Consider the following 15,029-nt stretch of genomic DNA (forward strand, 5'->3'; position numbering starts at 1 on the left):
CGGCACCTCCGCTGGCGGACGGGGGAACTACGGGGTGAGTGAGGGCGCCCGCGTCGCGGTGGTCGCCGGTGTTACCGGCCGTCTCGACGACGGGCCGGCGCGGCGACCGACGCGGTTCGCGCGCCCGAGGAAAGGCCGGTCGATGTCCTACGAGTCCGGCCCCTATCGGGTTTCCCCCGATCTGCTGGCCCGCGCGGAGTTCCGCGCGGCCTGCGCGGACCGGGACTTCCGCGCCGTTTTCCGGCTGATGAAGAAGTACGACGGGGCGAGCCAGAACCGGATCGCCTCCGCCGTCGAGGGCCTGAGCCAGAGCCGGGTAAGCCGGATCATGCAGGGCGACGACCGCATCGCGCGGCTGGCGCTCATCGAGCGGCTCGCCGATGCCCTGCGGATTCCCGGCGCGTACTTCCAGCTGGCCGCCCGCCCCTGGGAGTCCGGACCCGGGACGCGTGACGCCGCCGGGTCCCACGAGGCCGGCGGCGCCGCTCCCGCGACTGCGGCCGAACCTGCCGCGACCACGCGCGGCACCGGCGGCGGATCCGGGCCCGGTGCCGGAACCTCCGCCGGCGGCGGCCTGGTCGTCGAGGAGGACCGCGCCGAACTGCGCTACGACGACGGCATGTACGTCGCCCGCCAACGTCGCCTGGTCGTCAACACGGGCGTCGACCCCGTCACGCGCTACCTGATGCGGATCTCGGTCGACCGTTTCCCGGGCGACCAGGAGCGCGCCGCGCGGCTGTACCGGAGCAACCCGCTGCGCTGGGAGGAGCTCCAGCTCACCGCGCGCTGTGGCGACGAGCAGATGTCCTGGGAGATCAAGACCGACTGGGACGCGCTGAAGGAGGTCTGGCTGCTGTTCGAGAACAAGCGGGGCAGGTTTCCGCTGTATCCGGGCGAGTCGACCTTCATCGAGTACAGCTACCGCGTGAGCGAGGAGAAGTGGGGGCCGTGGTTCCAGCGTGCCGTCCGGGTGCCGACCACCTTCCTCTCCGTCGTGCTGGACTTCCCCGCCCAGGCGGACCCGGTGGTGTGGGGAATGGAGACGTCGATGACCGCGGACGCCTTCCCGTTCCGCACGGCCATCGCCCGCGCCGACGCCGGCGACCGGCGCGTGTTCACCTGGTCCACCGGTAATCCGCCACTGCATGCCCGGTATCGGCTGGAATGGAACTTCCGGGCCGGGCGGCCCGGCCCGGCCGGCGCCGCCGGGAACTCCGAGGTGGGGCCGGGTCCCCGGCCCAGCGACCTGATGTCGACCGCGGGCATCGTCCAGGCGGGCGAGCCCATGCTGCGCGCACCGGCCCGCTTCTTCGACCTGCCGGCCGAGGCAGAGGACGCCCGCCGGGTGGTCGCCGAGCTGTCCTCGGCGATGGAACGCGTGTCCGCCCTGCACACCTTCGGCAAGGGCATGGGTATCGCCGCTCCGCAGATCGGGATCAGCCGGGCGGCGGCCGTCGTCCGGTCCGCTGACGGCGACATCCTCACGCTGCTCAACCCTCGGGTCATCGAGTCGTCCCCGGAGGCCGACGAGCAGTACGAGGGCTGTCTGAGCTTCTTCGACGTCCGCGGGGTCGTCCCCCGGCCGCTGGAACTGCAGGTGGAACACACCGACATCTCCGGCCGCCAGCACATCACGGTCTACCGGCAGGGCCTGGCCCGCCTGGTCGCGCACGAGATCGACCACCTCTTCGGCCAGCTGTACACCGACCGGATGCGGCCCGGCACCACGCCGATCCCGGTCGAGCAGTACCGCGGCACCGGCTCGGCCTGGACCTACAACCCCTGACCCGGCAGGCCCCTGAGCCCGGCAGACCCTGAGCCCGGCAGACCCTGGGCCCGGCGGCCACGCTCCGAGCCGGCACGCCGTGCCGGAAAAAAGCGACAGATCCGTTTACAGCGGTTGTCTCACCCATGCCGTACAGTGGCGAAAAACGTCCGAATAGGGCTTTTCCTCCCGCCCGGGCCACGATATTTTTCGACCAGCGACCACAGCCTGCCGCGACGGCCGACAGAATGATTATCACCACCGCCGGAAGAAGAGTGGCCACGGACCGCACATATTTCTCGGCAACGTGGCCGGACGGCCGCCGACCTGGTATTTCAAAGAGCCGAGAGAGCAGTTAACATCGAGCGCACGCAGGCGCGCGAAACTGCTGAAAAAAGATCGAAACAAGAACTTAGAACGTACTGTGCCCATCTTCACGCGCCCTTGCCTAACCGGGGTCACGCTGGGCTAAGTTCGTAGCCATGCCGTCAGCTGATGGCAGACGTCGGGTGGCACGCCGAATCCTGCCCCCACCCGATAGAGACCAAACCAGCGGCAGGACCGGGGGAACCAATCGCGGGCGCCGAACCAGGGCGTCCTAGGGGTGAAGCCGCCAACGCGGCCGGGCATTCCCAGCCCGAATCCGACAGCTCACCTCGGAGGCGTGGGGAAGGGCAATTACATGTCCAACGCTCGTACGCTCGGTCGGGGCCTCAACCGGATCAAGCTCGGCACTCGTGCCGCTGTTCTCATCACCACTCTCGCCGCCTCCGTGGGCGGTGGGCTCGCGCTGTCGCAGCCGGCCAGCGCGGCGCCGAACGCCGACCACTTCCTGCGCGCCGTGATTCCCTGCGAGTCCGGCGGCAACCCGCACGCCGTCAACTCCATCGGCGCCGGCGGCCTGTTCCAGTTCCTGCCCTCCACCTGGCACGGGCTGGGCGGCCACGGTCTGCCGCAGAACGCCAGCGTCGCGGAGCAGTGGCAGAAGGCGCGCAAGCTCTACGCCCAGGCTGGCACCAGCCCGTGGTACGCGTCGAAGCCCTGCTGGGGTCACCGGATCTGAGGCCCCGAATCCGCGCCGACATCCGCACTCGGCCGGTTCTGATCCGCACATGATCGATCGGATCGTGCTCGACAGATCGTGAGCCGACCGGCGCGAGGCGACGCGACCCAGCGCGCGGCTCAGGAAGCCCCGTCCTCCCTCCCGGGGGCGGGGCTTCCGCCATTCCCGTTTCCGCTTTCCTTCGCGGCCCGCCCGGCCACTGCCAGGACACCGTTAGGACAGCAGGGGATCCCGGGGCAGGCCGAGGATCCGTTCGGCGATCTGGTTCCGCGAGATCTCCGATGTGCCACCGGCGATGGTCAGGGCCCGGGTGCCCAGCAGCGATCGGCCGGCGGGGCCGCCGAGACCCTCGTCGAAAGCGACGTCCGGGCCGGCGAACTCGACGACCAGCGCCGCGGTGCGCTGTCCGTGTTCGGCGGTGGCGAGCTTGGTGACGTTGCCCTCCGGGCCCGGGCCGCTGCCGTCGAGGGCGCGGGCGACCCAGCGCAGGTTGAGCAGCCGCAGCGCGCTCTCCTGCGCGAGATGCGTGCCGAGCCTGGACTCCGCGCCGGGAATCCGGTCGCCGTGCTGCCGCAGCAGCGCCAGGAGCTGGTCCCCGGCGCCCCCGCCGAGGTCACGGCCGAGGCTCACCCGTTCGTTGCCGAGCACGGTACGGGCGACCGCCCAGCCCCGGCCCGGATCCCCGACCACGTCATCGTCGGGGACGAAGACGTCGGTGAAGAACACCTCGTTGAAGTGGTAGTCGCCGGTGATGGTGCGCAGCGGCCGGACCTCCACGCCGTCGGCCCGCAGGTCGAGCACCATCGTGGTGATGCCGGCGTGCTTGCCGGCGGCCGGATCGGTGCGGACGGTGGCCAGCCCGTAGCGGCATCGATGCGCATCGGTGGTCCAGACCTTCTGACCGTTGACCAGCCAGCCGCCGTCGACCCGTTCCGCCCGGGTCCGCACCGCCGCGGCGTCCGACCCGGCGTCGGGCTCGCTGAACAGCTGGCACCACATCTCCGTGCCCAGCAGCGCCGGCCGGACCCAGCGGGCCACCTGCTCCGGCGAGCCATGCTGGACGACGGTCAACATCACCCAACCGGTGATCAGCAGGTTGGGCACCCGGATCTCGGCGGCCCGGAACTCCTGCTCGATGACGAGCTGGAGGCCCGGGGCGGCACCAAGACCCCAGGGCCGGGGCCAGTGCGGCTGCAGGTAGCCGGAGTCGACCAGCTGGCGCCGGCGCTCGTCCTCGGGCAGCGCGACGAGCTGTTCGGCGAACGCCCGCACCTCGGGCCGGGCCGCTTCCGCCTCCGCCGGCAGGTCGAACGCGGCAGCCCGGAGCACGCCGGCGCCGCGCAGGCGCGTCACGTCCCGCGCCGCCGCGCTCGGCTCCACCACCGCCCGCAGGGTCACGGCCCGCCGGTAGTGCAGGTGGGCCTCGTGCTCCCAGGTGTAGCCGATGCCCCCGTGCAGATGGATGTCGAGCTCGGCGTTCGCGACGTAGGCCGGCACCGCGAGGGCCGCGGCGACGGCGGCGGCCAGTTCGAACTCGCTGGCCGGCCCGTCGGCGGCGCGGGCCGCGTCCCAGCCCGCCGCCGTGGCAAGCTCCGCCGCGACCAGCATGTTCGCGGCGTGGTGCTTCACCGCCTGGAACGTCCCGATGGTCCGGCCGAACTGCTCGCGCACCTTCGCGTGGGCGGTGGCGGCCTCGACGCAGCCCTGGGCGCCCCCGATCGCCTCGGCGGCGACCAGGCTCCGCAGCACCGCCTCGGCGTACGGCCGGGCGCCGACGAGGCGATCGCCCGGTTCGACGCGCACCCCGGTGAGCAGCAGCCGGACGGAGCGGCGGGTGGGGTCGAGCGACGCGGGCGCCTGCACCGTCACGCCGGGAGCGGTCGGCACCAGCATGACGATGTCGTCGCCGACCGCGAGAAGCACCAGGGTCGCGAGGTGCCCGCCCAGGACGACCCCGGAGCGACCCGACACCCGCACCTCGCCGTCCGGCCCGGGGGGCCCGTCCGCGGCGAGGTCGCCGCCGAGGCCGAGAGCACCGATCGCCGTGCCCGCGGCGAGTCCCGGCAGCAGGGCGGCGCGCGTGGCCGGAGCACCCCTGGCCGCGATCAGCGCCGAGGCGACGACGGTCGGCAGAACCGGTCCGGGCGCGACCGCCCGGCCGGTCTCCTCGACGATGACCGCCAGCTCCGGCAGTCCCGCGCCGCCGCCGCCGAACTCCGCCGGGAGGTGCACCCCGAGCAGACCGAGGTCGGCGAACTCCTTCCAGTAGCCGGGCAGGCCCTCCCCGCCCCCGTCCAGCAGCGACCGGGCGGCACCCCGGACATCGTGGGAGGTCAACAGCGATCGCGTCGTCCGGGCCAGCTCCCGGTGTTCCTCGCTGATCGCTGTCCCCATGACTCCTCCATCACCGAGCCGAGCCGCCATCGGTGGCTCACGAACCCGGGCGATGCTGGCACGTTGGACTTGGCCGAGTCCAACGACCTCGCGACGATCATCTCGATGTGCCGGCCGGCCGGCGTCGGCGGTAGCTGCTCCGCCCGCACCATCGCGAAGACCGAGTCCAACACCCGCCGCAGCGTTACTGTCGGCAGGACGGCCAGCCGGGGCCCCGCGTCGGCCGGAAGCAACGGCCAGTGGCCACGGCACCACGCCGATAGCACCACGCCTCGCACGTCGACTCGCACGTCGTCCGCTTTCTCCCGAGACAGCCCGACGCCCAGTCAGGTCAAGGCCACCCGGACGGCCGCCCGGCCTCGCGCGCATGCGCGGTCACGGTTCGGCTGCGTGAGGATTTCCGATCACGACCGGTGGACACCGGAGTAGCCGGGAAACCGCACCGCGCGATCACCGGGAGGCCTCGCGCCCCCGTCGACCGCCTCCCGTTCGCGGTCAGGCGACGCGGCGCCGCCGCGCGATCTCCGCCAGCGCGATACCGGCGGCGACCCCGGCGTTGAGCGACTCGACCTGGCCGGCCATCGGGATCCGGACCGTCACGTCGCAGCGCTGCTCGACCAGCCTGCCCAGCCCGCGGCCCTCCGAGCCGATCACCAGCACCAGCGGATCGGTCGCCATGGCGAGGTCGTCGAGGCTCAGGGCCGCGTCCGCGGCCAGCCCGACGACGAAAAGCCCGCCCTCGGCGTAGGCGGTGAGGGTCCGGGACAGGTTGGTGGCCCGCGCGATGGGCAGCCGGGCCGCGGCACCGGCCGAGGTCTTCCAGGCCGCGGCCGTCACCCCGGCCGCCCGGCGCTCGGGCACCACGACGCCGTGCGCCCCGAAGGCCGCCGCGGAGCGAACCACGGCGCCCAGGTTGCGCGGGTCGGTGACGCCGTCGAGCGCGACGACCAGACCGGGGGCGCCGGCACGGGCCCGCGCGAGCAGATCGTCGGGATGGGTGTAGCGAAATGCCGGGACCGACAGCGCGAGCCCCTGGTGCGGCGCCGTGCCGCACATCCTGTCGAGGTCCGGCCGGGCGACGTCGACGACGGCGATCCCAGCCCGACCGGCCAGCCGGCGGGCGTCGTCGAGCCGCTCGTCGAAGTCCAGGCCGGCGGCGACGAAGAGGGTGGACGCGGGCACCCCGGCCCGCAGCGCCTCGACGACGGCGTTGCGGCCGACGACCAGTTCGTCACCCTCGGTCCGCCGGGACCGCCCGCCGCCCGCGCCGGGCCCCGCCGCGGCCCGGGCGCCGGCGGCGCGGCCGGCCGCGGTGCGGCGGGGCGCCCCCGGACGGCCATCGACCTGCGGGGCCTTGGCCTGCGCGGCCGCCCGGCGCTGGGCCGGGTGGCCGGGGCGCATGAACGCGGGCGGGGTGGCACCACGGCCCTCGAGCGCCTTGCGCCCCTGTCCGCCGCTGCCGGCCGCGGCACCCTTGCGGTGCGAGCCGGACTTGCCGGCCCGCCCGCCCTGACCCCCACGACCGATGCTGCCGCCGCCCCGGCGCCCTGCGCCAGCCATCAGTGCCACCGACCGGCGGACGCGCTTGAAACGACCATTCGACTACGGTATACGGCGGCCAGCGAGGATCATTCGACGGCGCGGCCCGCCGCCGCGGGCCGGCAGGGGCCCCCGGCCGGGGGGCCGAGCCGGGACGGACCGCTGTCGACCTGCCCCGACACGGTCCGTGGAGCAGTCCGGCGCCCTATCCTGATGCGGCGGTCCCTCGCCGGTGGCCCGGATGGTCCCGGCCCGCTCATGGCCGTATCAGGAGGGCCCGGTGCGCGACAGATCCCAGCCGCCGCGGTGGCCGCGCCCGCGCCCCGGCGACGGCATGGCCGCCGCCATCGTCGACACTCGACCCTTACGCTCTCTTGAGGTTGCGTGCCGACGGAGGAGGACACGCCGGGCGGTGGACCGCCAGTGGTGATCTCCGCCGTCGACGCGCACCGGGCGAAGCTGGGACAATACATCCCGCGTGAATCCGTGATGACCACCGCTCCGACGACCGGACCAGCAGGGGCAGGAGGCACCCAGCACATGGCTCTGCACACACCGCCCGCCCGCGAGTGTTCCCGCCCGGCGGCATGACCGTGGACCTCAACTCCCACGACGACGCCCCGACCGTCGCCTACCAGATGACGGGCAGCGGGGCGTACGAACCCGAGGACGACCTCGGCCGCTGCCCCGTGTGCGCCGCGCCGGTGTACGCCGACGACCGCTACTGCGAAGTCTGCGGGCATGCCCTGGCGGGCCCCGACCCGGCCCATGGCGACGCCGACCACAGCGAGATCGATCTCGGCGAGCTGGCCGGCGTGTGCGATCGGGGGGTGCGGCACACCACCAACGAGGACTCCATGGGACTCGCCGTCGTCTACGGCACTCTCATCGCGGTGGTGTGCGACGGAGTCTCCACGACGCCGGGATCCGGGCAGGGGGGGGGGGGCCCCCGCGGGGGCGGGGGGGGGGGGGGGGGGGGGGGGCGACGCCGACGCTCCAGCCCAGCGCGCCAAGGCCGGCCGCGATCTCATAGCCGATTCCCTTGTTCGCGCCCGTGACCAGGGCAATTGTCTGTTCACTCATGGGTTCATCCTGTCCGTGCGACGGCCCCGCGACCAAGACCGTCTCAGTGGGCGGCGATACCGCCGGGGTATCGGTCCGGCGCGGACGGCGCGGTCGGACCGGTACCGTGGGCGAGTGGAGACGCGGGAGCTCCGATACTTCGTCGCCGTCGCCGAGGAGCTTCACTTCGGCCGCGCCGCCGAGCGGCTCGGGATCGCGCAGCCGCCGCTGTCGCGGGCGATCCGCCAACTCGAACGGCGACTCGGGGTGACGCTGCTGACGCGCACCAGCCGCGCCGTCGCCCTCACCTACGCCGGCTCGGTGCTGCTGCGCGAGGGCCGGGCCGCCCTCGACGCGGTGGAGGCGGCCGACCGCCGTACCCGCCGGGCCGCGCTCACCGCGGACGGCGCCGGCGGCGGCGGGGGGCTCGTCCTGGTCAGCAAGGCCGGCGCGTCGACCGAACTGGTGTCGAGGCTGCTCGCCGCCTACTCGGCCGACGCCGAGGCCGTCCCCGTCGACGTGCTGCTGTGCGGGATCGGCGAGCAGGAACGGGTACTGCGCGACGGCCGGGCCGACGTGGCGCTGCTGCACCGGCCGTTCGACTCGGCGGCCGGCTTCGACACCGAGGACCTCTGCGCCCACGATCAGGTCGCCGTGCTGCCGGCCGGGCCCCCCCTCGCCGACCGCGACCACGTGCTGCTCGCGGACGTGGCGGCGCTGCCCGGCCTGCCGCTGCCTCGCTGGCCCGACCGTGACGGCGTCTATCGGGACGGCCCCGGCCCCCGGGTGCGCGACAACACCCAGCTCCACGAGCTGATCGCGCTCGGCCAGGCGGCGGCGATCCTGCCCCTGTCCCCCCGGACAGCCCTGCACCCCGGCCTGGCCACCGTCCCGGTCCTGGATGCCCCCATGGTCACCACGATGATCGCCTGGCCACCGCACAGCCGCTCCCGCGCCCTCGCCGCCCTGATCCGCACGGCCCTTTGCCTACGCGAACGCGACGCCGCGGCGGAGCACGCGGTGGCAGGACCGCGCGCTCACTGATCCCGCGCCTCCTGGATCAGGGTCGCTCTGTACGGCCAGACCGGACAGGCGAGCATGCAGAAGGACTACGGACACCGCTGCCACCCATCGGGACGGCGTTACCGGTTCCGCGCCGGCCGCGGCGGTCACGCCGCGGGGTCGAGGGCGACCTTCGTCCAGCCGGCCTCGTGCCGGTCGAAGGCCTGGTAGGCGTCGATCGCACTGGACACGGGCCGGTGCTGGGTGATGATCGTGGCCGGGTCGACGGTGCCCGCCTCGACCATCGACAGCAGCCGCGGAATGTACTGACGGTGGTGGCAGACACCGAGCTTGACGGTCAGGTTGCGGTTCATCGCGATGCCGATCGGATACGCCATGAACGTCTCGGGGTAGATGCCGACCACCCCGATCGTCCCCGCCTTGGCGACCGACTCCGCCGCCCAGCGGGAGACCTGTGACGGCGCGTCGCCGGCCGCCCAGTTCCGCCCGGCGGGCTGGTCCTCGCCGCCGGTGGCGGCGCGGCGTTCGGTGTCGAACTCCTCGTCGGCCTGCGCGTCCGGGGTCGCGGGGCCGGTGACGGCACGTTGCGCGTCCACGCCGACGGCGTCGATCACCCGATCGACGCCCACCCCGCGGGTCATCTCCCGGATCATCTCGACCGGGTCCTCATCGTCGAAGTTCACGGTCTCGGCGTGCAGCTCGCGGGCGCCGTCGAGCCGGGAGGCGACGCGGTCGACGGCGATGACCCGCCCGGCGCCGAGCTGGAACGCCGAGAGCACCGCGAACTGCCCCACCGGGCCGGCGCCGAAGACCGCGACCGTGTCGGCCGTCCCGACCTCTGCGAGTTTCGCGCCGAACCATCCCGTCGGATAGATGTCCGACAGCATGATCGCCTGGTCGTCGCTGACGGAGTCGGGCAGGGAGACCAGCCCGACGTTGGCGAAGGGCACCCGGGCGTACTCGGCCTGCAGGCCGTCGAACGGCCCGGTGGAGATCGGGCCGCCGAAGAACGCCGAACCGGCCTGCAGCCCGTTCGGGTTCGCGTGGTCACACTGCGCGTAGTAGCCGGCGCGGCAGTACGAACACGACCCGCAGCCGATCGTCGACGGGATCACCACCCGGTCGCCCGGTCGGAAGTTACGGACATAGCGCCCGACCTCCTCGACGACGCCGACCCCCTCGTGCCCGAGGATCGTGCCCTCCCGCATCCCGGGCATCGTGCCGCGCACCATGTGCAGGTCGGTGCCGCACACCGCGCTGGTGGTCAGCCGAACGATCGCGTCCATCGGTTCGACGATCTTCGGCTCGGGCACCTGCTCGACGCGGATGTCTCCCGGGCCATGAAAGACGACGGCCTTCACGACGTCTCCTCACGTACTCGTCGCTGCTGCCCGCACCGAGCCCGCGGCCCGGCGCCGGGCCTGTCCCTCCTCCCCTACCCGCCGCGCCGCCCGCAGGACCGTGCGGTGTGTGGTCGGTGGACGGCGGCTAGCGACGGCCGGTGACGAGGAACATCGTGACGGTGGCCGTGACCGGGTCGGTGGCGGCGGGGTCGCGCAGCGAATCCAGCCAGGCGGTGAGGGAGCCCGGCGCCGGCTCCGCCTTCTCCTCGATGCGCGCGACCGTGCGGCTGACCTCCAGCAGCATGTCGACGGCCGCGAAACCCTCCGCGACCACGAGGTACCCGGAGAGAGCGACGTCCTGGAATCCGGCGTCGCGGGCGAGCCTGGGCAGGTCACGACCGATCCAGCCGTGGCGGAAACTGTCGCACCAGGCGTCGGTGAATCGTCGGGTCGCGGCCCGGTCGGGGCTTGTGATGGTGACGGTGGCGCAGTCGGGTTCCACGATCGCGACGCGGCCGCCCGGCCTGAGCACCCGGTGCGCCTGCGTGAGAACCCGGTGCGGTTCGTCGAGGTGCATGAGGAGCCGGTCCGCCTTCACCGCGTCCAGGCTGGCGACCTCAAGATCGAGGTCGACGGCCGAGCCGACGATGAACGAGACGTTCGCCAGCCCGGCCGGCACCCGGGCGCGGGCGAGGTCGACGAGTCTGGCGCTGAGGTCGACGCCAACGCAGGCGCCGGTCGGCCCGACGAGCGCACCGATCGCGACGGCATCGTGGCCCAGGCCCGACCCCAGATCCGCGACCGTGGCACCCGGCCGCAGCGCCAGCTCCCGCAGGACGGCGTTCTTGTAGGCCCGGAATGACGGGAGGGTGTACTGCAGTTCAATGGCGTCGACCACGTCGCGGAAATGCCGGTCTTGATCGGCGTCGCGGAACGCCTCCGCCCGAGGAGCCGCGCCGGTAGGCGTCTCGCCGCTGTGCCGCACGCTGTTTTCTCCGATCGCCAGGGGAGCCTTCCCGACCGTGCCAGGCGGGGGCACACCCGCCGACGTTCACCCGACCACGGCCACCCGAGAGCCTCGTGACCTGCGCCGACCGTGGTAGCGGGCGTGTGCCCGTGGCGGGGGTTAATGTGCTTCCGTGAATCGCGACGCCCCCTTCCCAGCGTTCATGCTCCCGCATCAGGTGTCCCGCCGCGGCGGTGAATCCGCTATCAGCGGCGGGCCATCGAATTTCGTTCGGGAACCGGCCGGGCGTCGCCGAACCGTGTTATCGGGCGGGTACACCTCGGCGATTCGGTGTTGCCGCGAGGAAGGGCCCGGCGGTGGCCTGCCGCGCCGGACACCCCGATTCCCGGAGGACACCTGAGGCCCGGGCCACCGATCCCGACCAGCGGCCGCGGCGCCCACCGGCCGCCGGGTGGGTGTGGTGTGACCGGCGGCGCCGATCTCGGCGATGTCGCGGTTTTGCCTGCGGCGGCGCGGTAAGGACTGTCCTATGGCTGGGACCTGGCGACGTCGCCGGCAGAAGAGCAACGAGGCGACGGGCGGCGGGCCGGGACCGCAGGCGCCACCCGGCGGGGCTGCGGCGCCCGAACGGCCCTCGCAACTACGGCCGCGGTCGTGGTTCGCGGTGCTGCGCCGCACGGTGACCGAGTTCCGCGGCGACGAGCTGCCCGACCGGGCGGCCGCGCTGACCTACTACGGCGTGTTGGCGATCTTCCCCGCACTGCTGGTGCTCGTCTCGACGCTCGGGTTCGTCAGCCAGTCCGCGGCGGACACGATCCTGACCAACGTGCAGCAGCTCGCGCCCGGATCGGCCCGCGACATCGTGCGCGACTCCGTCACCGGCATCCGGGCCAGCCCCGGCACGGGCAGCGTGCTCGCCGCCGTCGGGCTGGTCGGCGCGCTGTGGTCGGCGTCGAGCTACATCGCCGCGTTCATCCGGGCGGCGAACGTCGTCTACGACATCCCCGAGGGTCGCCCGGTCTGGAAGGTCGTGCCGCTGCGGCTGGCCGTGACCATCCTGATGGTGATCCTGCTCGCGGCGAGCACCGGGATCGTCGTCCTCTCCGGCGGGGTCGCCGACCGGGTCGGGCGGATCCTCGACGTCGATGTCACGTCCCTGCACGCCTGGTCGTACGCGAAGTGGCCGGCGCTGGCGATCCTGGTCTCGATGATGATCTCGCTGCTGTACTGGTCCGCACCGAACGTGCGGGTGCGCGGGTTCCGGTGGCTGACGCCCGGCACCATCCTCGCCGTGGCCCTGTGGCTCGGCGCGTCGGCCGGTTTCGCGGTGTACGTGGCGAACTTCGGTTCCTACAACAAGACCTATGGCACCCTGGCCGGCGTCATCGTGTTCCTGATCTGGCTGTGGCTGTCGAACCTGTCGATCCTGCTGGGCCTGGAGTTCGACGCCGAGATCGCCCGCGAGCGGGCCCTGCTCGGCGGTCTGGCCGCGCACACCGAGCCCTGTACGCAGCCCCGGGACACCCGGACGTGGCGCCGCCGGCGCGGCCCTGGCGACAGCCGGCCAACGGAGCCGGCCCTGTCCCGCGAGCCGTCGTAGGCGCCCGCCGACTGATTACTCACAGCCGCGCCCGCCCCCGGCGCCGACGGTTTAGTTGTAGCGTCATAACTGTTTTAGACCTACAACGATCGGAGTTGCCGATGGCGATGCCGCTACGGCGACCAGCCACACTCCCCCAGGCACCCGCCGACGCGGATCGCGCCGCCGGGCGGCCCGCCGAGACCGGGGCTGGGTCCACAGCCACCGAGATCAGCCTCCGCCGGCGTTACCTGGTCCTCGGGATCTGCTGTTCCAGCCTTTTCCTCGTCGGCCTGGACAACACGATCCTCAACGTCGCGCTGCCGGCGTTGCAGCGCGACCTGCACGCCTCCGTCTCCGGCCTGCAGTGGACCATCGACGCCTACGTCATCGTCCTCGCCAGCCTGCTGATGCTCTCCGGCTCGATGGGCGACCGCTTCGGCCGGCGCCGGGTGTTCCGCACCGGCCTGGTGCTGTTCTCCGCCGGCTCGCTGCTGTGCAGCGTCGCGCCGAGCCTCCGCTGGCTGATCGGGTTCCGCGCCCTGCAGGCCGTCGGCGGGTCGATGCTCAACCCGGTGGCCGTCTCGATCATCACCAACACGTTCACCGAACCGCGCGAACGCGCCCGGGCCATCGGCGTGTGGGGCGCGATCATCGGCCTGAGCCTCGCCGCCGGCCCGGTGCTGGGCGGTCTGCTCGTCGACCAGGCGAGCTGGCGGGCGATCTTCTGGATCAACGTGCCGGTCGGGCTGGCCGCGTTCGTGCTGACCAGGCTGTACGTGCCCGAGTCGCGGGCGGCGCGGGCCCGGCGGTTCGACCCGGTCGGCCAGCTACTGATCGCGCTGTCGTTCGGCGCGCTCATCTACGCGCTGATCGAGGCGCCGTCCGCCGGCTGGGTGTCCGCGCAGACGCTCGGGACGCTCGCCGCCGTCGCCGTCGGGCTCGCCGCGTTCGCCGGCTGGTCGGGCCGGCGCGCGGACCCGGTGCTCGACATGCGGTTCTTCCGCAGCCCGCCGTTCAGCGGCGCCACCCTGATCGCCGTCAGCGCGTTCGTCGCGCTCGGCGGCTTCCTGTTCCTCAACACGCTCTACCTGCAGGACGTGCGTGGCTTCTCCGCACTGCACGCCGGACTGTTCACCCTGCCGATGGCGGCGGTCACCGCGGTGGCCGCGCCGGTGTCCGGCCGGCTCGTCGGCGCCTACGGGCCCCGGCCGTCGCTGCTGATCTCCGGCCCGTGCATGGCCGCCAGCGGGGTGCTGCTCACCGTGCTGGCGCCGGATACCGGCACGGCGTTGCTGTTCGTCGCCTACGCGCTGTTCGGGCTAGGGTTCGGCATGGTCAACGCGCCCATCACGACCACGGCGGTCGCCGGCCTGCCGAACGCGCAGGCCGGTGTGGCCGCGGCGGTGGCGTCCACGAGCAGGCAACTCGGCCAGGCCCTCGGCGTCGCCGTGATCGGCTCCATCGCCGCCAGCAAGGGCCTCGGCGGCACCCACGTCGACCCCACCGATCCGGCCGGCTGGTGGATCATCGCCGGCTGTGGCGCCGTCGTCGCCGTCCTCGGCCTGGTCACCACCGGCCCCTGGGCCCTGGCCCGCGCCAGGCGCGCCGCCGCCAGGATGGCGGCCGCGCCGGCTCCGGTCGCGCCGACCCCAGCCGCGTCGCAGTGACGACCGACCAGCTCCCCGACGCGCCGACAGCGCCGGCCGGCGGGGATGGGACCGGCGGGGATGGGACCGGCGGTGAGGCGGCCGCCGCGGCCGAGCGGGTCTGGCGGCGGATGCGGACGATGGTCCTCGACCGCCACAGCCGCCGCCGCGAGGTCTGCGAGACCCTCGACCTCAGCTTCATCCGCGTCAAGGCGCTGCTGCGGCTGTCCCGCGGGCCGAGCACGATGCACGAACTCGCTGTCTCCCTGGCCACCGACCGCCCTTACACCACCATCGTCGTCGACGAGCTGGAGCGCCGGCAGCTGGTCCTGCGCACCGTCGACCCGGACGACCGCCGCCGCCGCGTGGTCGAGCTGACCGACGCCGGCCGCGACACCGCCCACCGCGCCGAGCGGATCCTCAACGACCCGCCGGAGGCACTGCTGCAACTGCCCCCCGCCGACCTCGCCACCCTCGACCGCATCACCGACACCCTCGCCGGCGACCCGGACGCCACCGCCTGACCGCGCCTCCCCCGCCATCGCCGCCTGACCCACCTACCCGAGCCGTCACCACTGGGAGCTGGAGCGGTCGTGTCGCCGGCCCGTCCCGACAACGGCCCGTCCCGCCCGCGCCGGCCGGCTC

General features: G+C 73.3%; 11 protein-coding genes and 1 riboswitch. Of the genes, 7 read left to right on the forward strand and 4 right to left on the reverse strand.

From position 1 onward, the window contains the following. The first annotated feature begins 34 nt into the window (after positions 1–34). Both MXD60_RS16480 and MXD60_RS16485 read left to right on the forward strand, forming a co-directional pair. Complete coding sequence (locus MXD60_RS16480; RefSeq protein WP_248820132.1) at positions 35–1,786, forward strand: peptide deformylase; 1,752 nt, start codon at positions 35–37, stop codon at positions 1,784–1,786. A gap of 511 nt (positions 1,787–2,297) precedes the next feature. Then, positions 2,298–2,445, forward strand: a riboswitch (cyclic di-AMP (ydaO/yuaA leader). Between the two features lie 2 nt (positions 2,446–2,447). Next, a complete protein-coding gene (locus tag MXD60_RS16485; protein WP_248820134.1) occupies positions 2,448–2,828 on the forward strand; it encodes a transglycosylase family protein in 381 nt (126 codons plus the stop codon). 213 nt (positions 2,829–3,041) lie between these two features. Here the strand turns inward: MXD60_RS16485 and MXD60_RS16490 are convergent, their stop codons facing one another. Next, positions 3,042–5,222: an acyl-CoA dehydrogenase family protein gene (locus MXD60_RS16490; protein ID WP_248820136.1), complete on the reverse strand. Its 2,181-nt coding sequence runs from the start codon at positions 5,220–5,222 to the stop codon at positions 3,042–3,044. A gap of 495 nt (positions 5,223–5,717) precedes the next feature. After that, complete coding sequence (rlmB, locus tag MXD60_RS16495; RefSeq protein ID WP_248820138.1) at positions 5,718–6,782, reverse strand: 23S rRNA (guanosine(2251)-2'-O)-methyltransferase RlmB; 1,065 nt, start codon at positions 6,780–6,782, stop codon at positions 5,718–5,720. A gap of 566 nt (positions 6,783–7,348) precedes the next feature. Here rlmB and MXD60_RS16500 point away from each other — a divergent pair. Both MXD60_RS16500 and MXD60_RS16505 read left to right on the forward strand, forming a co-directional pair. Then, positions 7,349–7,819: a hypothetical protein gene (locus MXD60_RS16500; RefSeq protein ID WP_518468094.1), complete on the forward strand. Its 471-nt coding sequence runs from the start codon at positions 7,349–7,351 to the stop codon at positions 7,817–7,819. Between the two features lie 139 nt (positions 7,820–7,958). Beyond that, the gene (locus MXD60_RS16505; protein ID WP_248820139.1) at positions 7,959–8,867 is read left to right on the forward strand and encodes a LysR family transcriptional regulator; all 909 of its coding nucleotides are present in this window, start codon (positions 7,959–7,961) and stop codon (positions 8,865–8,867) included. A 125-nt stretch (positions 8,868–8,992) separates the two neighbouring features. Here MXD60_RS16505 and MXD60_RS16510 read toward each other — a convergent pair whose 3' ends face one another. Next, a complete protein-coding gene (locus tag MXD60_RS16510) occupies positions 8,993–10,207 on the reverse strand; it encodes a zinc-dependent alcohol dehydrogenase (protein WP_248820140.1) in 1,215 nt (404 codons plus the stop codon). Positions 10,208–10,334: 127 nt separating this feature from the next. Beyond that, complete coding sequence (locus MXD60_RS16515) at positions 10,335–11,174, reverse strand: methyltransferase domain-containing protein (protein WP_248820141.1); 840 nt, start codon at positions 11,172–11,174, stop codon at positions 10,335–10,337. A gap of 511 nt (positions 11,175–11,685) precedes the next feature. Between MXD60_RS16515 and MXD60_RS16520 the strand changes: the two genes are divergently transcribed. The 3 genes from MXD60_RS16520 (at position 11,686) to MXD60_RS16530 (ending at position 14,908) form a co-directional block, all read left to right on the forward strand. Beyond that, positions 11,686–12,756: a YihY/virulence factor BrkB family protein gene (locus tag MXD60_RS16520; protein ID WP_248820142.1), complete on the forward strand. Its 1,071-nt coding sequence runs from the start codon at positions 11,686–11,688 to the stop codon at positions 12,754–12,756. A gap of 101 nt (positions 12,757–12,857) precedes the next feature. Then, positions 12,858–14,405, forward strand: coding sequence for an MFS transporter (locus MXD60_RS16525; RefSeq protein ID WP_248820143.1), 1,548 nt, complete (start codon positions 12,858–12,860; stop codon positions 14,403–14,405). Beyond that, complete coding sequence (locus MXD60_RS16530; RefSeq protein WP_248820144.1) at positions 14,402–14,908, forward strand: MarR family winged helix-turn-helix transcriptional regulator; 507 nt, start codon at positions 14,402–14,404, stop codon at positions 14,906–14,908. Before MXD60_RS16525 ends, MXD60_RS16530 begins: the two co-directional genes overlap by 4 nt. Positions 14,909–15,029: the final 121 nt, after the last annotated feature.

Source organism: Frankia sp. AgB32 (genome assembly GCF_023243045.1).
Classification (GTDB): Bacteria; Actinomycetota; Actinomycetes; order Frankiales; family Frankiaceae; genus Frankia.